Consider the following 23,441-nt stretch of genomic DNA (forward strand, 5'->3'; position numbering starts at 1 on the left):
ATGCCAAACTCTCCGGGAGGCTGTCCGGTAATAATCTGTGCTGTGCAGCAATTGCTCCTGCATTAAATTGTTATGCCTGGCTTGGAGAATTAGCACTGAAAAAGCCGTACAAATGATTTAGACGATCGGACAGAAAAAAAGTTCAGTCGTCATTACTTAAACGCCTCACGAGACTGTCTTCCTGGCAGTAATAGCTGGAGCTGACGATCCAGAAAGCAGTCTTGTCCCGGCGTTAACCAAACACTGGACGATGTGGAAGTCGTTATGATGACACTGTTGAGAGTCGTTACAAATGCTCTGTTTGGCGCAGCAGACGAACTGTCCCCGGAGGACAAAAATCTGCTCAAGGCGGCTGGGAATGGCGACCTGGGATCGGTGAAGGCGATGTTGGATCAGGGGGCTGATATTGAGGCCAGGGACTGGTCTGGCAAAACCCCGCTATTTCGTGCGGTAATGTCGGAAAACCCGGAAGTTCTCAACGTTATTCTGGCTGCAGGTGCTTGCCTTAATGCCCGCGATTGTTATGGTCAAACTCCGTTGCACAAAGCCCGTAGCCGTGAGATTGTCAACGAGCTGCTGGCTTGGGGAGCCGATATTGAGGCCAGGGATAATGATAAAGCAACGCCACTAATGTGTGCGATTACACATCATGACAGACTGGAGGCGGCCAAGGCGCTTCTGTTCGCAGGTGCCAATATTGAGGCTGCTGATGAATTTCAACGGACACCATTGCATCTTGCGGCTATCTCTAAGTGCTCCGACTTGCGGTATATGGAGGTACTTCTGTCCGAGGGAGCCAATCTTGAAGCCAGGGAAAGAACTACACAATACACCCCGCTGCATGAAGCAGTATTTAGTGGTTCGGGCAAGAAAGTACAAGTATTGGTGGCTGAGGGTGCCAACTATAAGGCGCTAGATTGGAATAGGAGAACACCGTTGCATTTGGCCATGGGCAGAATTGACAAAATGAACGAACTGATGGCAGCGGTCGGCAGGTTTGACAGTATCGATTCGGATAATAAGCCGGTTAGTTTTCAGCCCCAATCACTTCAGGCCTGCGCCCGTACCGCTATCCGCTCGCGCCTGGTTAAACACCGGAAAAATACCGGACAACCGTTGTCAGAATCGGTACAGGATCTGCCGCTGGGTCCGACGCAGAAATCCTATCTTTATAAGCCCCTCATGGGAACTTATCTATAACCAGCGACTACTTTTAATCGTCGGTATTTAAACTCCTCCTGAAATTATCTTTTTGACAATAATTTGTTGGAGCTATTGATGAATAACTCATCAAGCAGGTCTGAACCAGGCGATAAGCAAACACTGAAAGCGCAGCAAATTAGCGAAATATTAAACGACAGTAATTTTAATTTGCTTGATGCAGCCAGTCATGGAGATCTGGCATCGGTGAAGGCGTTGCTGCAACAGGGGGCTGATATTGAGTCCAGGGACCGGGCGGGCAGAACCCCGCTGTTTCTGGCGGTAATGTCGGAAAATCCGGACGTTGTCAACGTTCTTCTGGACGCAGGGGCCAGAGTTAATACCTGCGATTGTGGTCATCGAACTCCGTTACATGAAGCCCGTAGCCGGGCGATTGTGGAAGCGCTTTTGGCAAGGGGAGCCGATATTGAGGCCAGGGATATGAAGGGTAGAACCCCGCTGTGCCTGGCGGCTAGTTCAGAAAACCCGGAAGTTTTCAACGTTCTTCTGGATGCAGGTGCCAATATTGATGCCCGCGATGATGTTGGTGAAACTCCGCTGCATAAGGCTCGTAGCAAAGAGACAGTGGAAGCGCTGCTGGACAGGGGTGCTGATATTGAGGCCAAGAGCAGGTGTAACGGAACTCCGCTGATGTCTGTGGTTTCTAATCCAGGCAGCTTTGGGGCTGTAAAGGCACTTCTGGTCGCAGGTGCCAGCGTTAATGCCCGCAATCGTCTTGGTCGAACTCCGTTGCATTTTGCCCATAGCCAGGAGGTTGTGAAAGAACTTCTGGCTTGGGGAGCCGATATTGAGGCCAGGGATCATACCGGAGAAACTCCACTGTTTTCGGCTTGTCATCAAGACAGTCTGGAGGAGTTAAAGGTACTTTTGGCCGCAGGTGCCTGCGTTAATGCCCGGGATGATTTAGGCCGGACTCCGTTGCATAAGGCCAGGAGCAGTGAGATTGTGAACGAGCTGCTGGCCTGGGGTGCCGACATTGAGGCCAAGGATAATGATAAAGCAACACCACTAATTTGTGCGATTATTATTTATGGCAAATTTGAGGCGGCCAAGGCGCTTCTGTTCGCAGGTGCCAATATTGAGGCTGCTGATGAATTTCAACGGACACCATTGCATCTTGCGGCTGGCGATATGCGTCACGACTTGCGGTATATGGAGGTGCTTCTGTCCGAGGGGGCCAATCTTGAAGCCAGGCAAAAAATTACACGATATACCCCGTTGCATGAAGCAGCATTAAGTGCTTCGGGCAAGAAAGTCCAATTATTGGTGGCTGAGGGTGCCAACTATAAGGCGCGAGATAGGCATGGGAGTACACCGCTGGGTGTGGCCATGGGCAGAATTGACAAAATGGACGACCTGCTGGCAGCGACTGGCAGATTTGACAACATTGACTCGGATGATGAGCCGGTTAGTTTTCAGCCCCAATCACTTCAGTCCTGCGCCCGTTCCGCTATCCGCTCGCGCCTGGTTAAACACCGGAAAAATACCGGACAACCGTTGTCAGAATCGGTGCAGGATCTGCCGCTGGATCCGACGCTGAAAGCCTATCTCTATAAGCCTCTCATGGGAATTTAGGAATTGGCCCGAAATAATTCCGACATTTCTGAGCCTCAAACTCCGTTCGTCCTGAGCCTGTCGAAGGGCGTGTACTCCGGCCTCGATTATCGTGCCAGTCACCCTTCGACTCCGCTCAGGATGAACGGAGACCGAGTTTAAAATGTCGGAATTATTTAAGGACAATTCCTTGTCTATAATCAGCGACTACTTGTTTTAATCGTCGGTATTTGAACTCCTCCTGAGATTATCTTTTTGACAATAATTTGTTGGAGCTATTGATGAATACCCCATCAAGCAGGTCTGAACCAGGCGATAAGCAAACACTGAAAGCGCAGCAAATTAGCGAAATATTAAACGACAGTAATTTTCATTTGCTTGATGCAGCCAGTCATGGAGATCTGGCATCGGTGAAGGCGTTGCTGGAACAGGGGGGCTGATATTGAGTCCAGGGACCGGGCGGGCAGAACCCCGCTGTTGCTGGCGGTAATGTCGGAAAATCCGGATGTTGTCAACGTTCTTCTGGACGCAGGGGCCAGAGTTAATGTCTGCGATCGTGATTATCGAACTCCGTTGCATGAGGCCCGTAGCCAGGCGATTGTGAAAGCGCTTTTGGTCAGGGGAGCTGATATTGAGGCCAAAGGCTGGTGTGAAGAGACTCCACTGATGTCTGTGGTTTCTTATCGAGGCGGCTTTGGGGCTGTAAAGGCACTTCTGGTCGCAGGTGCCAGCGTTAATGCCCGCAATCGTCTTGGTCGAACTCCGTTGCATAATGTCCGTAGCCAGGCGATTGTGAAAGAGCTTCTGGCCCGGGGTGCCGATATTGAGGCCAGGGATAATAACGGAGACACGCCACTGGCGGTTCAATACAATCTGGAAGAATTAAAGGCGCTTCTGGTCGCAGGTGCCAGTGTTAAAGCCCGCAATAACTATGGCCAGACTCCGTTGCATGAGGCACGTAGCCATGGGGCTGTGAAAGAGCTTCTGGCCTGGGGAGCCGATATTGAGGCCAGGGATAATTATCAGGCAACGCCATTACTTTTAGCGGTTTCAGGTGCTTACGAGCCGGAGGTGATCAAGGCACTATTGGCCGCGGGTGCCGATCTTGAGGCTACTGATCAATTAGGCTGGACGCCATTGCACCATGCGGCTGGTAATGGTGGATGCGACCTGCGGCATATCGGTGTGCTGCTGTCTGAAGGGGCCAACCTTGAAGCCAGAGCTGGTAACAGGCAATGGACCCCGTTGCATAAAGCGGCAATGGGGGCTTTCGGCAAGAAAATAAAAGTGCTGCTGGCTGAGGGGGCCAACTATAACGCAAAAAACAGCAGGGGCGTGACACCGTTGGACGTTATAGGTGGCAGCAACGAAGGCTTAAAAGCTCTGTTGGATTCAGGTGCCAGATGTAATCGCAGACTGACTGGCAGAAGGAGTTGCCTTATTCCGTGTAATTTTCAGCCCCACTCACTTCAGGCCTGCGCTCGCACCGCTATCCGCTCGCGCCTGGTTGAACGCCGGAAAAAAACCGGACAACCGTTGTCGGAATCGGTGCAGGATCTGCCGCTGGATCCGACGCTGAAAGCCTATCTCTATAGGCCCCTGAGTTGGGAACTTATCTATAACCAGGGACTGTATTTGTCGTCAGTACTTAAACTTCCCTAGGGATTATCTTCTTGACAATAGTTGAAGCTGATAACAACATTTTCAGGCTGTTTTTGCCCGAAAAGCGTATTACCGCTGAAATTTTCCATAATCAATAAAAATTGCCACGAGTTGAAATGGCTTTTTCATCGGCTGAAATGAGAGAGCCCGTTTTCAAGTTTAATAACCCAACTGAAGGTCAAATTATGTCCTGTGATTTTCTGCAGCTGGCGGTACCCGGAGTAAGAGGAATGAGTCCTTATCAACCAGGCAAGCCTATTGAGGAGCTTGCCAGGGAGCAGGGCTTGAAGGTTGAGGATATTGTCAAACTGGCCAGTAATGAAAACCCTCTGGGGCCACCACCTGCTGCGCTGAAAGCAATGGCCGAATCCCTGGCAGAGCTGGCCCGTTATCCCGATGGCAGCAGTTATCAGTTAAAACAGGCGCTGGCAGAAAAACTGAAGGTAGCACCGGAGCAATTAACCCTGGGCAATGGGTCCAATGATGTGCTGGTGCTTCTGGCGGAGTCGTTTCTGGATACCAGCAGTTCTGCGGTTTTTTCTCAGTATGCTTTCGTTGTTTATCCTCTGGCTGTGAAGGCCGTCGGTGCTGAGAGTGTTGTGGTTCCAGCGCTGAACTATGGTCATGATCTGGATGCCATGGCGGAAGCGATTCAGGCCAATACCCGGATTGTCTTCCTGGCAAATCCTAATAATCCCACCGGTACCAGCTTTAGTGAACAGGATCTGCTGGGTTTTCTGGGTAAGGTGCCAAAAGAGGTGATCGTTGTCCTTGATGAGGCCTATTTTGAGTATGGGGTGGGTGGTGACCTGCCTGATGGTATCGACCTGCTTGACCGCTATCCCAATCTGGTGGTGACCCGAACCTTTTCCAAGGCTTATGGGCTGGCGGGGGCCCGGGTCGGTTATTCGATATCCAATCCTGAAATAGCCGATGTACTGAACCGATTGAGGCAGCCATTTAACCTGAATCTTCCTGCTCAGTTCGGTGCGGTTGCCGCGCTGAAGGATGAAGCTTATCTGCAGCAGTCCGTTGAGATTAATCAGCAGGGGATGGTATTCCTGGAGCAGGGGTTTTCTGGCCTTGGGCTGAACTGGATCCCTTCATCGGGTAATTTCATCACCGTCGATCTCAAGCGGAATGCCATGCCGGTCTATGAAGGGTTGTTGTCCAAAGGCATTATTGTTCGGCCAGTGGCCAATTACGGCATGCCTGAACACCTCCGTATTTCCATTGGTTTGCCGGAAGAAAATCGTCGTTGTCTGGAAGCGCTGAGCCAGGTTCTTGGTCAGTCGTCGTAAGGAGTTCGTTTGTGAAAACAGTTGATACACTGCTGGTGGTTGGGTTGGGCCTGATCGGGGGATCTTTTGCAGCGGCGGTAAAGTCTGCCGGTGCGTGTCGGCAAGTGTATGGTTATGACCAGAATAAAGCCTCACTGGAAGAGGCCGAGGCGCTCGGGATCATTGATTATGGCTGCGAAAGCCTCTCCGCCGGTGTTGCCGCTGCTGATGTGATTATGCTGGCCGTGCCCATGCTGGCAATGAAGCCCGTTCTTGCGCAGCTATCTTCCTTTTTGCCCGATGGCGTTCCTGCTGAAAAAGTGATTACTGATGCCGGGTCCAGTAAAAAAGCGCTGCTGGATGCTGCCCGTGAGGTTTTTGGCAAAGTTCCCTCCTGGCTGGTACCCGGCCATCCAATTGCGGGGTCGGAAAAAAGTGGTGTTGGTGCCGCAAAAGCTACCCTGTTTCAGGCCCATGATGTCATCCTGACCCCGTTGGCAAATACCGACTCTCTGGCACTGGCAAAGGTCAGGATGCTTTGGGAGGCCTGTGGGGCAGTGGTCACCAGTATGGATCCCTGTCATCATGATGAGGTTCTGGCAAAGACCAGCCATCTTCCCCATTTCCTGGCGTTCTCACTGGTGGATACGCTGGCCGGGAATCCGGATAATCAGGATATTTTTCGCTTTGCTGCGGGCGGCTTTCGGGATTTTACCCGGATCGCTGGCAGTGATCCTATTATGTGGCATGATGTGGCGCTGGGTAATCATCAGGCGGTGCTGGAAGCGCTGGATGAATTTACCGAGGGCCTTCAGGTACTCCGGGAAGCGATTGTGCAGAAAAACAGTCAGTCGCTGCTGGGAATATTCAGTCGTGCGCAATCAGCGCGTCAGCATTTCTCTTCTCTGCTGGAGAGCAGGAAGCAGCGGGTGAAGCCATTGCCTGATTCTGTCATGACGTCTGGTTTTTCGGGCTCTGTGCTGATTGAAGGTGAAGATTCAGATAAAGACGTTATGGACACTATGAAAGAAAGTACCCAGACATTTATTGCCAGCCCGGGAGGATCTATCTCCGGTGAGTTGCGTGTTCCCGGAGATAAGTCTATCTCTCATCGTTCCATCATGCTCGGTGCCCTGGCGGAGGGGGAAACAGTGATTGAAGGGTTTCTCGAAGGCGAGGATGCCCTGGCAACCCTGAAGGCATTTCGGGATATGGGGGTTCAGATTGATGGCCCCTATCTTGGCAAGGTCACCATTCAGGGAGTTGGCATGCATGGCCTCAAGCCGCCGGAAGGGCCGCTTTATCTCGGTAATGCCGGTACTGCCATGCGCTTGATGGCCGGGTTGATGGCAGCCCAGTCCTTTGATGTTACGTTAACCGGTGATCACTCCCTGTCCGGTCGCCCCATGAATCGGGTGGTGGACCCGCTTGGCCAGATGGGTGCCACCATCGAGACCTCAGAAGGTGGTCGCCCACCACTGAAGATCAAAGGCGGTAGACGGTTGCAGGGTATTGAGTATCATCTGCCAATGGCTTCGGCCCAGGTGCAGTCCTGCCTGTTGCTGGCGGGCATGTACGCAGATGGTGAAACGGTGACGGTTGCTCCGGGTATTGTTCGTGACCACACCAACCGTATGCTGAATGGCTTTGGTTATACGGTCTCGGTCGATGGTGAGGATGGCAGCAGGGTCGCGATTAAAGGAGGGGGCAAGCTGACAGCTACCCGAATCGATGTGCCCTCCGATGTGTCTTCAGCGGCGTTCTTTATGGTGGCAGCCTCAATCGCCGAGGGGTCAGAGGTTCGTCTTTGCCATGTTGGCATGAACCCGACCCGTTCTGGTGTGGTTGAGATCCTGCAGCTGATGGGGGCGGATATTACCCTTGAAAACGAGTCCGTTGTGGGTGGCGAGCCCGTGGCCGACCTGGTGGTGCGTTCCGCGCCGCTGAAGGGTATTGATATTCCTGAGCGTCTGGTGCCCATCGCCATTGATGAATTTCCGGTGCTTTTTGTTGCAGCAGCCTGTGCAGAAGGCAGAACGCTGCTCACGGGTGCCCGTGAGCTTCGGGTGAAAGAGAGTGACCGGATTCAGGCCATGGCCGATGGCTTGATTGCCCTGGGTATTGATGCACAACCATTGTCTGATGGTATGATGATCAATGGTTCCGGTAATGCTGCTTCTGAAAAGAAGGGGAAGCCTGTATTTAACGGTGGCACTATTGACAGCCATGGCGATCACCGGATTGCCATGTCATTCGCAGTAGCTGCACTGCGGGCAAAGGACGATATTCGCATTCTTGACTGTGCAAATGTGGCGACTTCATTCCCGGATTTTGCAGGCCTGGCCAATCGAGCCGGTATGCGTATTGTGGTAAAGGTAAATACCAGTGAGTGAGTCTCAGACACCAGTGACAGTGGTCACCATTGATGGTCCCAGCGGGTCTGGCAAGGGAACGATTGCAGCCCTGCTGGCCAGAGAGCTTGGCTGGAGGTTGCTGGACAGTGGGGCGTTGTATCGGTTAACCGCCCTGGCAGCGATGAATCATGGGGTTGATTTTGCCGATGAGTCATCCCTGGAGGTTTTGGCAGGCCACCTTGATGTTCAGTTCTTACCATCAGAATCAGGCGCAGGTCTGACCATCATTCTTGAAGGTGAGCGGGTGGGTGCCAGTCTGCGCACGGAAGAGGTGGGTGCCATGGCTTCCAGGGTTGCGGCACTGCCGGGTGTTCGGGCGGCACTGTTGCAACGCCAGCGCGACTTTGCCGAGCTGCCGGGTCTGGTGGCTGATGGCCGTGATATGGGGACGGTGGTGTTTCCCGATGCGGCGCTGAAAGTCTTCCTGACCGCCAGCGCCGAAGAGCGGGCCAAAAGACGTTATGACCAGTTGCATCAAAAAGGGATTGATGCTAGCTTTGATCGCCTTTTGGCAGATATTCAGGCCAGAGATGAGCGAGATAGTCAAAGAGCTGTAGCGCCGCTCAAGCCTGCCGATGATGCCATCATTCTCGACAGTACCCGCATGAGTATCCAGGAGGTATTCAATAAGGTGCTGGAACAGATGCGCCTGAGAGGGCTGGTTTAGGGATTTTCCTGACAGCCTGCCAGGGAAGTGGGTTCGCCACTTCAGCAAACCTGAGTGCGCCATAAGTTGCACTCAACATTATCTGGAGGTTCGTTTCTGGCGTTAAGCCAGCATTGCAGATTCGAACCTGATTAAAGTAACCCACTCCGGCTGGCGGTGTGGATGACAACCAGTGTACGTTATCCGGTTATCATTGGCTGGTTTTTGCTGATAAGGCAGGGACTTTGCAGATGCGTACACTGTCACAGGAAAAATCATGAGCGAAAGCTTTGCAGAACTGTTTGAAGAGAGCCTGAAAGAAATCGAAATGAAGCCAGGCGCCATTGTCAGTGGTGTTGTGGTTGATATCGACAGTGACTGGGTAACTGTTCATGCTGGCCTGAAGTCTGAAGGTGTTATTCCCAAGGCTCAGTTTCAGGATGAGAACGGTGAACTGACCATCGCTATTGGTGATGAAGTCCAGGTAGCTCTGGACGCGGTAGAAGACGGTTTCGGTGAGACCCGTCTGTCCCGTGAAAAAGCCAAGCGTATGGAAGCCTGGAAGGAACTGGAAAAAGCCTTCGAAGCTGAAGACGTTGTTAAGGGTGTTATCAGTGGCAAGGTCAAGGGTGGCTTCACTGTTGACGTGGCGACTATCCGTGCGTTCCTGCCAGGCTCTCTGGTAGACGTTCGTCCGGTTCGCGACACGGCGCACCTGGAAGGCAAAGAGCTTGAGTTCAAGGTTATCAAGCTGGACCAGAAGCGTAACAACGTGGTGGTTTCCCGTCGCAGCGTTCTGGAAGCTGAAAACAGCGCTGAGCGTGAGCAGCTGCTGGGCTCTCTGCAGGAAGGTCTGGAAGTTAAGGGTATCGTCAAGAACCTGACTGACTACGGTGCCTTCGTTGACCTGGGCGGCGTCGACGGCCTGCTGCACATCACTGACATGGCCTGGAAACGCATCAAGCATCCTAGCGAAATCGTTAACGTTGGTGACGAAATCAACGTTAAGGTCCTGAAGTTTGACCGTGACCGTAACCGTGTATCCCTGGGTCTCAAGCAGCTGGGTGAAGATCCATGGGTTGCTATCACCAAGCGCTTCCCTGAAGGTGCCCGTGCTTCTGGCCGCGTAACCAACCTGACTGACTACGGCTGCTTCGTTGAGCTGGAAGAAGGTGTTGAAGGTCTGGTACACGTTTCTGAAATGGACTGGACCAACAAGAACATTCACCCATCCAAGGTTGTTAACCTGGGTGACGAAGTTGAAGTTCAGGTTCTGGACATTGACGAAGAGCGTCGTCGTATTTCTCTGGGTATCAAGCAGTGCAAGACCAACCCATGGGAAGACTTCTCCGGCTCCTTCAACAAGGGCGACAAGCTGGCTGGCAAGATCAAGTCTATCACTGACTTCGGTATCTTTATCGGTCTGGACGGTGGTATCGACGGTCTGGTTCACCTGTCTGACATCTCCTGGAACGAAACCGGTGAAGAAGCTGTTCGTCAGTACCGTAAGGGCGACGAAGTAGAAGCGGTTATCCTGGCGATTGACGCTGAGCGTGAGCGTATCTCCCTGGGTATCAAGCAACTGTCTGAAGATCCGTTCAATGCCTACGCTGGCCTGAATGAAAAAGGTTCTGTTGTTAAGGGTATCGTTAAGGAAGTCACTGCCAAAGCGGCTGTTGTCGAGCTGGCGGAAGACGTTCTGGCTACCCTGAAAGCTTCTGAAATCAGTGTTGACCGCGTTGAAGACGCAACTAACGTCCTGAAAGAAGGTGAAGAAGTCGAAGCTCGTATCATCAGCATCGACCGCAAGAACCGCAACATCAGCCTGTCGATCAAAGCGAAAGACCAGGCCGATGAAAAAGCAGCGATGAAAGAGTTGCGTACCAAGCAGGACGAAGAAGCTGCCGGTCCGACCACCATTGGTGATCTGATCAAGGCGCAGATGGAAAACAAATAATCCATCCTGTTCCTGATTGCTCAAGGGGTGCTTTTGTTTGAAAAACTGCCACTGATAGCAAAGAAAACCGCGAGTGCTTTTGCCTCGCGGTTTTTTTTGATCAAAAGGTTGTGTGAGATTTAGCCATTGTATTGCTTCGCTCTCAGCCGGGAACAGGAAGTGGCAGGTATTCTTATGAAATGTGTGGGCTAATCAAAGGGTTGCTTGATTTCTCGGTGTGGGTTAGCTAGTGTAGAAACAGTCTGGTTATTTAAGGCGCATTTAAACAATAAGCGGTGTCTAAGAAGGTCTGCAGGATCTTTTAGACATTCCGGGAATGGCAGGGAAAGGAAAAACGACGATGACCCGGTCTGAACTGATTGAGCGGATTGCCGAGTTGCAACCGCAGCTCTCTATCAAGGATATTGAGTTAGCTGTAAAGGCTATCATTGAGCAAATGTCCGATTCGCTGGCCAATGGCGAGCGGGTTGAGATCAGGGGGTTTGGTAGCTTCTCCCTTCATTATCGTGCCCCAAGAGTCGGGCGTAACCCTAAAACCGGTGAAGCTGTGAGCCTTGATGGCAAATATGTTCCCCATTTCAAACCGGGCAAAGAGCTGCGGGAAAGGGTGAATCGTGGCTTACAGGCAGAAATGGATTGATCGTGAATTAAGTTTATGGCGAGCTACGAGTTGCCTCTTGTCAAGAGCAGTTTTACGACAATAGTCGTGTGGTTCAAACGTCTTCTGGTTTTGGCGTTGTTTGTTGTTTTACTGGTGTTTTTCGTCAACTTTACCCTCTCCAATACCGAGCAGATCAGCCTTGAAATGGGTGGGTTAATGATGCCGACCGTAAGCAGTTCCACGCTGGTTATGGTGCCCTTTGTACTGGGTGGCTTTGCCGGTTTGCTGGTTTCCCTGATGCTGGTTATCCGTTTGCGACTGGCTAATGCCAGCCTGAGAAGAAAGCTTGCGCGGCGTGACGCCGAACTCCAGAAGTTGAGATCCAGTGCCCTGAAAGGGTTAACGGATGCCTGATATTGCGTTATTGGGCCTTATTCTAGCTGCAATCGTCATTGGTTATTTTCTGGGCTGGCGTGATCAGAAGAGAAGGCGGGTGAATAGCTCTGGCCAGCTGTCGAAGGACTATTTTGTTGGTCTGAATTATTTGATTAATGAGCAGACGGATGAAGCTATTGATGTCTTTATCAAAGCCCTGGATATCAATAATGACACCGTTGATACCTATCTGGCGCTGGGAAACCTGTTTAGCAAGCGCGGAGAAGTGGAAAAATCCATCCGTGTTCATCAGGACTTGCTGGCGCGCCCAAGCCTGACGTCCATCCAGTCTTTCCAGGTTCAGCTTGCCCTGGCTCAAAACTACTCTTCTGCTGGTCTGCTGGATCGTGCTGAATCCATTCTGATTGATCTCAGTCGTCAGAATCATGAGCTGCGGGACCAGGCCTTGCAGCAATTGTTGCGTGTCTATGAACAGGAACGGGAGTGGGTTAAGGCAGCAGAAGTTGCAGAAAGGTTGAGGCCGGGCCGGGGAGAGCACTTTGCTGTCATTCTGGCACATTATTACTGCGAGCAGAGCGAAACAGCCCTTAAGCAGAATGACCGGGTAAATGCACGCCGCCTGATACGTCAGGCGTTTTCCCGGGATAAGAACAGTGTCAGGGCCAGCCTTTTGCTGGGTCAAATGGAATTTGACGAAGGCAGCTACAAAGAGGCAATTAAAGTGTTGCAGAGAATATCGGTTCAGGATATCAGCTTCATGCCCCTCTCGCTGCCATTATTGGAGAAATCTTTTGAGCATACGGGAAGTGTGAGAGGGCTTGGCGCTTATCTTGGCCGTTGCCTGAATGAGCGTCCCGGTACTGCGGTTATCATTGCAATGACTCGTCTTTTGCTCAGGGAGTCAGGGGAGTCTCAGGCTGTTAACTTTCTAACGGCGCAACTTGAGCGTCATCCTACACTGAGAGGCTTGAATGAGCTGATTGGTCTTCGTCGTCAGTTTCAGGGTGACCTGTCGGACAATGTACTGGAATTGATTCACCATCTTACGGCGCGGATGCTTGAGTTTAAACCGGTTTTTTCCTGTGGTCGATGTGGTTTTTCCGGGAAAGAAATGCACTGGCAATGTCCCCGCTGTCATCATTGGGGAACAGTGAAACCGATTCAGGGTTTTGAGGGAGAGTAGCTCCAGTATTTATTTACTGTATTAGTCTGAATATGTTTCTTGAGAATTTCTGTTAATCCCTTCTTGTTTTGACAGGACTTCAAAACGTTATTCTAGCTTTGAACCAGACTCAGGACTGCCAACGGCGCATCACGTTTTTTTGGAAGGGACCGGGTTGACCAGGGAAGAAAGTTAACTGGATAGTTCCAACGAGGTAAAGTTCACTTTTGATGAACCATAAGGGTAGAGCGCAGTGTACTGATAGAAGTGTGGCTCCCCGAGCTGGACTCGAACCAGCGACCCAATGATTAACAGTCATTTGCTCTACCAACTGAGCTATCGGGGATCAAAAGATAAGGTGAATGATACCTTGCTTGTTGTGCCTGTCAAGTTACTGAGTACCAGAAGCTGGTACTCAGTAAAAATAGTCGGTCAGGTCAGGGCCGCTTGAAGTCTGTCCAGAGCCTTTTCCAGCGCTTCATCGCTGGTGGCAAATGATAGTCTCATGCAGCCATCAGAACCAAAGGCAGAGCCGGGAACCAGGGCAACGCCTTTTTCCAGGAAGAGAGCTGCCAGATCCGTATCCTTGGTAAAGCCCAGCTTTTTCATTGCTTCACTGAAATCAGCAAAAGCGTAGAAAGTACCGTCACCCTCAATAGCGCTCACGCCCGGCAGTTGATTCAATCGGCCAACAACGTAGTCATGGCGCTTCTTAAACACCTTGACCATCGCTTTCACGCAATCCTGTGACCCATTCAGTGCCTCAACGGCAGCAGCCTGGGCGATAGAGCAGGGGTTGGAGGTGCTCTGGGACTGGATTTTTTTCATGTTTTTGATCAGCCACTCTGGCCCGCCAGCGTAACCGATCCGCCAGCCGGTCATGGAGTAAGCCTTGGAGACGCCGTTCAGAACAATCGTGCGGTCATAGAGTTCAGGGCAGACCATCAGGATGTTGCAGAAAGGCTCTTCAGTCCAGAGGATATGCTCATACATATCATCGGTGGCGATCATTACCTCCGGGTACTTTTTCAGCACATTGCCTAGCGCTTCGAGCTCTTTGCGGTTATAAGCGGTTCCGGTCGGGTTTGAGGGGCTGTTGAGTACCACCAGTCTGGTTTTGTCAGTGATGGCGGCTTCCAGTTGCCCGGGAGTGATTTTGAAGCGGTTTTCCAGACCGGCTTCTACGATAACCGGCACACCCTCGGCGATGACCACCATATCCGGGTAAGATACCCAGTAAGGGGCTGGAATAATGACCTCATCACCTTTGTTCAGCAGTGCCAGGGCCAGGTTGAAGAAGCTCTGTTTGCCGCCGCAGGAAACCAGAATCTGGCTTTGGCTGTATTCAAAGCCATTATCCCGCTTGAATTTATCAATAATGGCCTGTTTCAGCTCGGTGGTTCCATCCACGGCAGTGTATTTTGTTTTCCCTTCAGCGATGGCTTTGACCGCTGCGGCTTTAATATGCTCCGGAGTGTCGAAATCGGGCTCTCCGGCACCCAGGCCAATAATGTCATGTCCGGCAGCTCTCAGTTCGGCAGCCTTGGCGGTGACTGCCAGAGTTGGAGATGGCTTGACCATTTGCACGCGTTGGGATGGATGACCAGTCACAGTTTTCCTCATTTATGGTTGTAACACTGAGAATTATAATGCTGTTTGCCTTCCGCTATTGGCTGGAGAAGTTCTCCCGGAGTCTGTGTAAGCTCTCTGCTGGTTTGGTTAGACTTCCTGTGGCGGAAACTATCTACCAATAGCTGTACTATAACGGTGATGAGTAGCAATTATCCGTCATGCGACCAACAGAAGGCATCATACACAATACGATGTACCGTTGGTATGCGTTTGTCGGTTACCGTTGGCAAATTTTTCTGCTCCAGATGGAAGGGTAGCATGAGTCGATCGTTTAAAGTTTCTTCCCGCTTCGGTCCTGCCGGTGATCAACCGGTTGCTATTGAACAGCTGGTCAAGGGCATTGATGCTGGCCTTGCCTGCCAGACATTGCTGGGGGTAACAGGCTCCGGCAAGACCTTCACGGTGGCCAATGTGATCGAAAAAATACAGCGGCCGACGATCATCATGGCCCACAACAAAACACTGGCCGCACAACTCTATGGTGAGTTCAAGGAGTTCTTTCCAGACAATGCCGTGGAGTATTTTGTCTCCTACTATGACTATTACCAGCCAGAAGCCTACGTACCTACGTCAGATACCTATATCGAGAAAGATGCATCGGTTAATGAACATATTGAACAAATGCGTCTCTCTGCCACCAAGGCCCTGATGGAACGACAGGATGCGATTATTGTGGCAACGGTCTCGGCCATTTATGGTCTGGGTGATCCACAGTCCTATCTGAAAATGATGATGCATCTGGACCGTGGAGACAGGGTGGATCAGCGAACCATTCTGCGTCGCCTGGCGGAATTGCAATACACGCGCAACGATGCGGATTTTCGGCGGGCCACTTACCGTGTTCGTGGTGATGTTATTGATATTTTTCCCGCTGAATCGGAAAAAGAGGCGGTCCGTTTGGAGCTGTTTGACGATGAACTGGAAGCCATCAGCGAGTTTGATCCGTTGACTGGCGAGGTTCTGAGAAAATTGCCCAGGGCGACCATATATCCAAAAACTCACTATGTGACCCCCAGACAGACCATCCTGGATGCAGTGGAAGCCATTAAGGTTGAGCTGGTGGATAGGCTCAATGCCTTGCGCGATAACAACAAGCTGGTGGAAGCTCAGCGACTTGAACAGCGCACGCAGTTTGATCTGGAAATGATGATTGAGCTGGGTTACTGCACCGGCATTGAAAACTATTCCCGCTATCTCTCCGGCAATAAACCCGGCGAGGCACCGCCAACCCTGTTTGACTACATCCCGGATAATGCATTGCTGGTGATTGATGAATCCCATGTGACTGTGCCGCAGATCGGTGCCATGTATAAAGGGGATCGCTCTCGAAAAGAGACACTGGTGGAGTATGGTTTCCGCCTGCCTTCTGCCCTGGATAACCGTCCTATGAAATTTGAAGAGTGGGAAGGACGACGGCCGCAGACTATTTTTGTCTCTGCGACACCGGGTAAGTACGAGGAAGAGAACCAGGGGCAGGTGGTTGATCAGGTGGTCAGGCCTACCGGTCTGGTGGACCCGGAAATTGAGGTCCGACCGGCCTCCTCCCAGGTGGATGATCTGCTGATGGAGATTAATAAAACCGTTGCCAAAGAGGAGCGGGTGCTGGTCACGGTGCTCACCAAACGTATGGCCGAGGACTTAACTGAGTTTTTGCATGAGCAGGGTGTCCGGGTACGTTATCTGCATTCAGATATTGATACGGTGGAACGGGTAGAGATTATCCGTGACTTGCGTATTGGTGCCTTTGATGTGCTGGTGGGTATCAACCTGCTGCGGGAAGGCCTTGATATGCCAGAGGTCTCCCTGGTCACTATTCTCGACGCCGATAAGGAAGGCTTTCTGCGTTCTGACCGTTCATTGATTCAGACCATTGGCCGTGCCGCCCGAAACATTAATGGCCGGGCAATTCTCTATGGTGATCGGATGACCGGCTCCATGGAGCGGGCAATCAGCGAGACCAGGCGGCGTCGCAAAAAGCAGATGGCCTACAACAAGAAACACAATATTACGCCAAAAGGTGTTGTCAAATCGGTGGCTGATATCCTTGAAGGGGCTGTTGTGCCCGGACGGAAGAAAGGCACTAAAGCTCATAGAGCAGTGGCAGAGCCGGGAACTGAGTATCAGGTTCCCATGACCCCGGACGTCATGGCCGCGACCATCAAGAAGCTGGAAGCAAAAATGATGGAGCACTCCCGTAACCTGGAGTTTGAACAGGCTGCTGCTGTCAGGGATGAAATTGTCTTGCTCAGAGAGCAGGTTTTAAAACACTGAGAGTAGGTATTTACACTGTTAGAATTAAGCTGATTGAAGTGTTGCATTTTTTAGCTGCATTGATAATATACGCACCACTTCAGTCGGTTAGCTCAGTTGGTAGAGCACCACCTTGACATGGTGGGGGTCGCTGGTTCAAGTCCAGTACCGACTACCATTTTTTCTTCATCCTGCATTCCTGCTCCCTCGTTCACTCCTAAACAAATTTTTTTTTTTGCTACCGGGTGGTCTCTGGGTCAGGTGCCTCTTCCATTTCCATTAGCTGATACCACTTCGCATCCAGTGCTTTCAACAGTTTTCCGCTGTCGTCTTTTGTATCAACCAGCCAGCCAGATGGGCAGTCAATAGAACGATAGCAGCGGATGACGGTTCTGCGGCGGTTTTTCTGGACCGGATAAAAATGAGTGGTCACCTGGTCTCCAGGCTGAAAAGGCATTTTCATGGCAGACTTCTGATATTTACCTGGTTTAGTAATCGACTTCGCATGTTGCTGTATTGCCTGTAAGGCTGACTGCTGAGACTATAAATAATATATCGGGTTTCTCAAAGCGGTTTCATTGGCGTGAAACAAGCTATTACATTCCTTGGGAACTATTCATATTTAGACTATCCAGCCTGTTTGCGCTGAACAGTTTACATCGGCTTATCAGGAATTGACTTTACCAGGGGACTGAACTGCCTTCGACCGCAGGTCAGCCTGACTTCGCCAGTAGATAGCACGGCAGATATTGGGGGAGACTTTGCGTTAACGCGATCGGCTGCATCTGATCAAGATGGTCCATCAGTGAAGATGAGTTCTATGTCAATAATGGCTCTTTGGAGGGTACCATGAGATTGATCGATGGATAGTAAAAGAAGATTTATTGCTGCCCAGGGTTTAAGGCAGCATTTCATGCTTTTTTTACGACAGTAAACTTATATTTTCCTGAAAAGGATTTAAATTTTCAGTCTGATAAGCATCAGCTTAAACACGTGCCCACCAACTTTCAATTCGACCTTTTCCTGCTTTAAAAGCAGCTTCACTAGCAGCCCCGGCTCTCTTAGCTGCCTGTAAGTATTGCCCATCCGCTAGCTCTTCCTTCATCTTTGAGGTATTTGTCCTCATTGCTTCTTCGTTTGTAAGGATAGCCAACTCTGATTTTGATTCATCTCTGGATTTTTTAAGGGCTGCTCGTGCTTCCTGACTACGATAAAAGTGAAGTGTTAAACTCACATTGCAAGTAAATATTTTAAAGTAATGTTTAAACTTTTCTAGCCAGACAATTTTACGCTTGGAAAGATCTTTTCCGCCAATTTCAACCTTGCCTGGTTGAGGTGCTCTTTTAGCATGTACTTGTTCAGTCTCTCGGTCAAATGCTTTACCTCTTCCAGTTTTTTTAGTGTCTTTAGGTTTTCCAGCTCTTCCAGCTTTTTCAGCTTTTTCAGCTTTTCCAGCGATTTTATTGTTAAGTTCACTAGCGGCTTGAGCAAATGATGCAGCGCTATTTTTAAATTCTTTAGATTGTTTATTTGTTTTTCCGAGTCTAGCCCCACGATTTTCAAATTGAGGCTGCGTCGGTGGTGTATGCCCTGTTCCCTTGAAAAAAACAAACATAGTCCGTACTCCTTTCTAGACCAATTTTTTCGTCAATATATGGAATAATGAGTAAAGGTAAAATTATACTTTAGTATCATTTCTCTATAAAAATAAGCTAATCTATTGATCTATATAGAATTATATTAAATCAGGTGGTTGCTTTCAGTTTTAAAAGTGACGGATGGCTGCCAGGATGCCTTGTCTGTAAATTGCAGAGCCATTCTTTTGCAAGCCTGCTGGCCACGACTTGGTCTGTTTTCCCTGAAGGCAAACGGGTTATATGTGCTATTATTGCCGCTCAGAATAAAGGAGTGGTTATGACCGTTGCTATTATAATGGGGTCCAGGTCCGACTGGCCCACGATGCAGCATGCAGCTGAAATGTTGGAAAATTTCGGCATCGACTACGAAACAAGGGTTGTTTCTGCCCATCGCACTCCACAACTACTGGCAGATTATGCCTCTCAGGCTGCTGCCCGGGGAATCAAAGTGATTATTGCCGGTGCCGGGGGGGCTGCACACCTGCCGGGAATGGCTGCCGCCTTTACCAGCCTGCCGGTGCTGGGGGTTCCTGTTAAATCCAGGGCATTGAACGGTATCGACTCGTTATTGTCTATATGCCAAATGCCCAAAGGTGTTGCAGTCGGTACTCTGGCCATTGGCGATGCCGGGGCGGCCAATGCCGGTCTGTTGGCAGCACAGATTCTTGGTTGTCAGCAGCCAGAGTTGCAGGCCAGAATTGATGATTTCAGGAAGCTGCAAACCGAAACTGTATTAGCGAATCCTGATCCTGCCGAGTGATAAAAAGCAGTATGAATATTCTAGTGTTAGGCGCGGGCCAGCTTGCACGCATGATGAGTCTTGCGGGCGCACCGCTGAATATCAATATCCTCTCCTATGATGTCGGCTCCACAAAGCTGATGCATCCCCTGACGCTTCAGGTCAGCGATCAAACCCTTTCACAGGCTATTGCTGAATGTGACGCCATCACCGCTGAGTTTGAGCATATTCCTGACGATGTGCTGACTCTGTGTGCTGCCTCCGGAAAGTTTTATCCTGGTAAGCAGGCCATTAAAGTCGGCGGTGATCGCAGCATGGAGAAAGCGTTACTGGATAAAACCGGTGTGCCCTGTGCGCCTTACCAGCTGATCACCGATCGTTCTCACTTTGATGCAGTCATCAAGAAGCTTGGGCTGCCACTGGTTATTAAAACCTGTCAGGCCGGCTATGACGGTAAAGGGCAGTGGCGGGTCTGGTCAGACAGTGATATTGAGCAGATCTGGTCGGAAATGTCAGAATTTCTGGCTGTTGGCAGTGAACATTCACCCCACTCGATTATTGCCGAAAAAATGATTCCCTTTCAGCGCGAGGTGTCGGTCATTGGTGCCCGGGACAAACAGGGTAATATGGCTATTTATCCGGTCACTGAGAATGAGCATACCAATGGGGTTCTGACGCTATCTATTGCGAAATCCATCTCTACCGGGATTCATCAACAGGCGGTGGACGCCTTCAGCAAGCTGGCTGCTGAAATGGACTATGTCGGGGTCCTGGCCATCGAGTTTTTTGATGTGGATGGCCAGCTGATGGTGAATGAGATAGCCCCCCGGGTGCATAACTCCGGCCATTGGACCCAGCAGGGAACCCTGTGCAGTCAATTTGAAAACCATCTCAGGGCCATTGCCGGTTTACCCCTTGGCACCACTGAAGCCATTGGCCCCAGTGCCATGATTAACGTTCTGGGTCAGCCTGATATTCCCGCTGAAGTGTTGTCCGTTGCCAATGTCACCAGCCACTGGTACGGCAAAAGCCAGCGCCCCGGTCGTAAAATGGGGCACATCAATCTGGTGGCTGAGTCAGAAGAGGCGCTGGGTGAAATGCTGGTGGCTCTCTCTGCGTTTTTACCTGAAGATGACTATCCCGGGGTTGCCCGGCGAGGTCTGGATTTATCACTGGACTAATTCAAAGATTTTCCTTTCAAACCGGGGGCGATGTAACTGAATGGTTATGTCGGCTTCTCTATTATCTACCGAAGTTTGGCTTGATTCTCTCTTATCATTTTTTATTCAAGCAAGATGCTTTTTGATCAGGAACTGCAATCAAGCATAACTTCAACCCATTCTCCATTAATATCGAAACAGAACAACTTCCACAGGGTTAGTCATAGGATGTTAGTACAACTGACAAATCGGTTAGTGATTTATATAAAAGCACATTGTTAACTAGCCAATGATCTGAATAGAACCTGTCCGACAGTTTTTAACATACAAGGTGAAATGTAATGGATACCAGCAGACCCCCAGGATTATTAAATGAATCCTATACTTATATCAAAAACACGCTGGCAGAATTTGAAGCAATTCATAAGAATCATCAATTGGCAGAACTGAACATTTCCCTTGAATTGAAACACGCTGGCGATCCTCATGAGGGCGAGGTATGGCATCGAAAAGTTAAGGTAGTTCAATCTGATACCTCTTTGCAGCAACGTTTTTTAAGCCTTTTCACAACAGAGGGTCGTAAGCAACGCCGACAAAATCATGAAGCGGCTGCTTTATTCCGTGGTCAGTTATGGGAATTACTCCAAACTGAAAAAACGCCTTACATTCTAAAAAAACAGGTCATACAGGCCGTGGAAAATGGCGTTCTGCCTTTTCTTAAAGAATCAGAGTATAAAGCGATAGTCAGTAGTCAGGATACCATTCTAATTAACCCGAAAGAACGTAAAATTTTCCGTGAAGCCGCTGGATTTCTGAAAAAAGAACTTTCCAGATTGTTGTCTCGCCTACCCCGGGTGACGTTGGATGATAGCAGAGAAGTGCTGAAAGCCTATTATAAACTCATTATTCTGTCACCGGAATTGTTACCGGATGAGCATAAAGCTCACAAAGCTTTCAGAAAGCTGGAAAAGCATTTTCGTAATACCCGGCAATCGGTTGGTTTTACTGACCTGAAAGATACCATCGCCCTGTCCGTTTTACATGACATTCGGGAGGAGCTGTCGCTTGCAGAGTATCAACAATTAACGAAACGAATCGGTAATGTATTTACCAAACCATACTCCCCTCGTAAGCGGGCTTTGCGGAATGCACTTAACCTGATTTTTGGTAATGGCCTGGGTAGTTCGTCTGTGCAGGGCCATCCACGGGAGTTGGTTTCTGCCAGGGATCTGGCCTTGCTTAAAGATAGCTATCAGGGGCTATTTTTTCGTTACTCGCGAGTACACCGGCTAGAGGAAAATCTGTTTGCCGACGGTCGTGCTGTAGCGGCCAGAATAAGTCGATTACCCAGTGAATTGAGAACGCTTGATCTGGACCGGGTTAAACAAGACTTTCAGCAGTATGAGTCCTTAAGGAGCACTTTGTCCGCAGAAAAACAGGAACAAGACCAGGAATTTAAAGCACTCGAAGCCCGTTGCAAAACACATCGGGCCTTGATAGCAGAGGGTCGGGCGGCATTATTGCATGTTCAGCTGACTCAAGGGCGGCTCTGGGAGTTAAATCTGTTATTAGAAGGTATAGGAAAGGCCAATATCTATGGTACTGATTCTGAACACAATCAGCAGATGTTCAAAAAGCTGCTGGATTTGGCTCAGTTAAGAGGACCACAAGTGGATTTAGCCCAGCTGGACTGGATCATAGCGCAGAACAAGAAAGCCAACAGACATCCGAATGTTGCCATTGAAGGCGCTGGGCCAACAGGGCTGATGCTGGCTTTCACCCAGTTTCAGGAGGGGGCCAATGTCTCAGTGTTTGAGAAACGGAGCACTGCATATAACCGGGTGCAAGTGGTTCGACTGGACCCTAAATGGATGGATATGCTGAAATTTTATCTTGGAGAACATTACTACGACCTGTTCGGTGAAAATGGACAGGCTGGAAAGGGTATGGTTCGTACGGATGGTTTGGGAGAAAAGGCAGGCGAAATTGTCACTCACCGGCTGGAAGAGGCTCTGAATCATAGACTGGCTGACCTGATGGCACGCAATTACGATCATACTTCCCAGCGTGATGACCCGCAGAAAAACCGATTGGAGCGGTTAGCTGCCTATGAAATGACCAGGGTAGAGGCCGGTGAACAAGGCTATACAGTACAGGCTAAATATCACCCCGGGAATGATCCCTCTCCCTTTGCCAGCGGCAAGAAAAAGCCACCTGCCGGTTATCAGAAACCTGAAGCAACGGTAACCCGTCCTGTGGATTTAGTGATTTGCGCCGGGGGTAAACATAGTCAGCTGCGTAATAAATATATGCGGGACAGGGCCGTAACGTCTGCCCGAAGCTATGGTGTCTGTTCCTGGGAAGGCCCAAAGGACCAGCCCCTGCAAAATGATCGGCTGGAAACTTTTCCGGATTTTCGCGGGGTGGTGGTACTTAATCAACAGTTTCAGCAGTTTTTCCAGGAGCAGATGCTATCTCAGGTGGAAAGGATTGAGGGGCTGAGTTCAGATGAGCGAAGATTGCTTGGCCAGCAAACCCATGAGCAGTCCAGCGGTGTTCGCAGCCTGCAGTCATCCATCCATGGAAGAGTGATGAAGACCCGGTGTTTTGACAATAACAACCTGGTTTATATCGGGATGGAGTTGCCTGAAGCATTTACTCAATTCTGCCATAAGGTTAAGCAAAAGTTAGCTGCATTACCGGTGCCAGATCTGGATCAAAATGGCGATAAACGATCAGCAGCCGACCAGAAAGCTTGGCGTAATCAGCGCGTAGCCAAGGTGCAGAAAGCGCTTTCCAAGGCTTGGTTCCAAACAGTGGCACACAGCTATGGTATTGACCAGTCGCTGGGTGTTACTCAGGAAATGATTGATGACTCATCGGTGGCGGTATTCTATTTACAGCAACGCCGGGTTGGGCGAAATGTGATAAAGAAAAAATCAGGCTCCCGTCAAGTGATGATCACTGCTGCTGGTGATGCTGCTACTACTCCCCATTTTATGACCGGCAGCGGCCTGACTGGAGCCAGGGAGAATGTGCTGCATCTGCAAAACTACACAAGGGATGTGTGGAACGGACCAAGAATATATCAGGAATATGGGCTGGAACAAAGGCAGGACAGGCTTGAGCA

General features: G+C 50.2%; 18 protein-coding genes and 2 tRNA genes. 16 read left to right on the top strand and 4 right to left on the bottom strand.

Annotated elements, in window-relative coordinates:
* The first annotated feature begins 264 nt into the window (after positions 1–264).
* The 11 genes from ACO6UY_RS07205 (at position 265) to lapB (ending at position 12,914) form a co-directional block, all read left to right on the top strand.
* The gene (locus ACO6UY_RS07205; RefSeq protein ID WP_422460781.1) at positions 265–1,200 is read left to right on the top strand and encodes an ankyrin repeat domain-containing protein; all 936 of its coding nucleotides are present in this window, start codon (positions 265–267) and stop codon (positions 1,198–1,200) included.
* A 78-nt stretch (positions 1,201–1,278) separates the two neighbouring features.
* Entirely contained in the window at positions 1,279–2,796 is a 1,518-nt protein-coding gene (locus tag ACO6UY_RS07210; RefSeq protein WP_422460779.1) for an ankyrin repeat domain-containing protein, read from the top strand.
* Between the two features lie 260 nt (positions 2,797–3,056).
* Positions 3,057–3,215 (top strand): hypothetical protein, encoded by a 159-nt coding sequence (locus ACO6UY_RS07215; RefSeq protein ID WP_422460777.1) that lies wholly within the window; start codon positions 3,057–3,059, stop codon positions 3,213–3,215.
* Between the two features lie 34 nt (positions 3,216–3,249).
* Complete coding sequence (locus ACO6UY_RS07220) at positions 3,250–4,437, top strand: ankyrin repeat domain-containing protein (protein ID WP_422489502.1); 1,188 nt, start codon at positions 3,250–3,252, stop codon at positions 4,435–4,437.
* 185 nt (positions 4,438–4,622) lie between these two features.
* A complete protein-coding gene (gene hisC, locus ACO6UY_RS07225) occupies positions 4,623–5,738 on the top strand; it encodes a histidinol-phosphate transaminase (RefSeq protein ID WP_422460775.1) in 1,116 nt (371 codons plus the stop codon).
* An 11-nt stretch (positions 5,739–5,749) separates the two neighbouring features.
* A complete protein-coding gene (locus ACO6UY_RS07230) occupies positions 5,750–8,110 on the top strand; it encodes a bifunctional prephenate dehydrogenase/3-phosphoshikimate 1-carboxyvinyltransferase (RefSeq protein WP_422460774.1) in 2,361 nt (786 codons plus the stop codon).
* Positions 8,103–8,798, top strand: coding sequence for a (d)CMP kinase (gene cmk / locus ACO6UY_RS07235; protein WP_101749089.1), 696 nt, complete (start codon positions 8,103–8,105; stop codon positions 8,796–8,798). Before ACO6UY_RS07230 ends, cmk begins: the two co-directional genes overlap by 8 nt.
* A 256-nt stretch (positions 8,799–9,054) precedes the next feature.
* On the top strand, positions 9,055–10,734 hold the full coding sequence (gene rpsA, locus ACO6UY_RS07240; protein WP_101749090.1) for a 30S ribosomal protein S1: 1,680 nt from the start codon (positions 9,055–9,057) through the stop codon (positions 10,732–10,734).
* 340 nt (positions 10,735–11,074) lie between these two features.
* Positions 11,075–11,374: an integration host factor subunit beta gene (ihfB, locus tag ACO6UY_RS07245; protein WP_209199672.1), complete on the top strand. Its 300-nt coding sequence runs from the start codon at positions 11,075–11,077 to the stop codon at positions 11,372–11,374.
* A gap of 15 nt (positions 11,375–11,389) precedes the next feature.
* Complete coding sequence (locus ACO6UY_RS07250; RefSeq protein ID WP_422448297.1) at positions 11,390–11,749, top strand: hypothetical protein; 360 nt, start codon at positions 11,390–11,392, stop codon at positions 11,747–11,749.
* On the top strand, positions 11,742–12,914 hold the full coding sequence (gene lapB / locus ACO6UY_RS07255; RefSeq protein ID WP_422460770.1) for a lipopolysaccharide assembly protein LapB: 1,173 nt from the start codon (positions 11,742–11,744) through the stop codon (positions 12,912–12,914). Before ACO6UY_RS07250 ends, lapB begins: the two co-directional genes overlap by 8 nt.
* Positions 12,915–13,163: 249 nt before the next feature.
* On the opposite strand, the gene ACO6UY_RS07260 is transcribed toward lapB, so the two are convergent.
* Positions 13,164–13,239, bottom strand: a tRNA-Asn gene (locus ACO6UY_RS07260).
* A gap of 86 nt (positions 13,240–13,325) precedes the next feature.
* Positions 13,326–14,474, bottom strand: coding sequence for a pyridoxal phosphate-dependent aminotransferase (locus ACO6UY_RS07265; RefSeq protein ID WP_422448293.1), 1,149 nt, complete (start codon positions 14,472–14,474; stop codon positions 13,326–13,328).
* Between the two features lie 309 nt (positions 14,475–14,783).
* Here ACO6UY_RS07265 and uvrB point away from each other — a divergent pair, with 309 nt between their 5' ends.
* Both uvrB and ACO6UY_RS07275 read left to right on the top strand, forming a co-directional pair.
* The gene (gene uvrB / locus ACO6UY_RS07270; RefSeq protein ID WP_422448291.1) at positions 14,784–16,796 is read left to right on the top strand and encodes an excinuclease ABC subunit UvrB; all 2,013 of its coding nucleotides are present in this window, start codon (positions 14,784–14,786) and stop codon (positions 16,794–16,796) included.
* An 81-nt stretch (positions 16,797–16,877) separates the two neighbouring features.
* A tRNA-Val gene (locus ACO6UY_RS07275) sits at positions 16,878–16,953 on the top strand.
* Positions 16,954–17,013: 60 nt separating this feature from the next.
* On the opposite strand, the gene ACO6UY_RS07280 is transcribed toward ACO6UY_RS07275, so the two are convergent.
* Both ACO6UY_RS07280 and ACO6UY_RS07285 read right to left on the bottom strand, forming a co-directional pair.
* Positions 17,014–17,238: a hypothetical protein gene (locus ACO6UY_RS07280; RefSeq protein ID WP_422448289.1), complete on the bottom strand. Its 225-nt coding sequence runs from the start codon at positions 17,236–17,238 to the stop codon at positions 17,014–17,016.
* Between the two features lie 522 nt (positions 17,239–17,760).
* Entirely contained in the window at positions 17,761–18,390 is a 630-nt protein-coding gene (locus ACO6UY_RS07285) for a hypothetical protein (RefSeq protein WP_422448287.1), read from the bottom strand.
* A 299-nt stretch (positions 18,391–18,689) separates the two neighbouring features.
* On the opposite strand from ACO6UY_RS07285, the gene purE reads away from it, so the two are divergent.
* The 3 genes from purE to ACO6UY_RS07300 form a co-directional block, all read left to right on the top strand.
* Positions 18,690–19,172, top strand: coding sequence for a 5-(carboxyamino)imidazole ribonucleotide mutase (purE, locus tag ACO6UY_RS07290; RefSeq protein WP_101749099.1), 483 nt, complete (start codon positions 18,690–18,692; stop codon positions 19,170–19,172).
* An 11-nt stretch (positions 19,173–19,183) separates the two neighbouring features.
* Positions 19,184–20,332: a 5-(carboxyamino)imidazole ribonucleotide synthase gene (locus ACO6UY_RS07295; protein WP_422448285.1), complete on the top strand. Its 1,149-nt coding sequence runs from the start codon at positions 19,184–19,186 to the stop codon at positions 20,330–20,332.
* 320 nt (positions 20,333–20,652) lie between these two features.
* Positions 20,653–23,441, top strand: a 2,789-nt coding sequence (locus tag ACO6UY_RS07300; RefSeq protein WP_422489501.1) for a hypothetical protein, incomplete at its 3' end; no start/stop codon positions are given.

Origin of the sequence: Endozoicomonas sp. ALE010 (genome assembly GCF_049310165.1) — a bacterium.
Lineage (GTDB): Bacteria > Pseudomonadota > Gammaproteobacteria > Pseudomonadales > Endozoicomonadaceae > Endozoicomonas.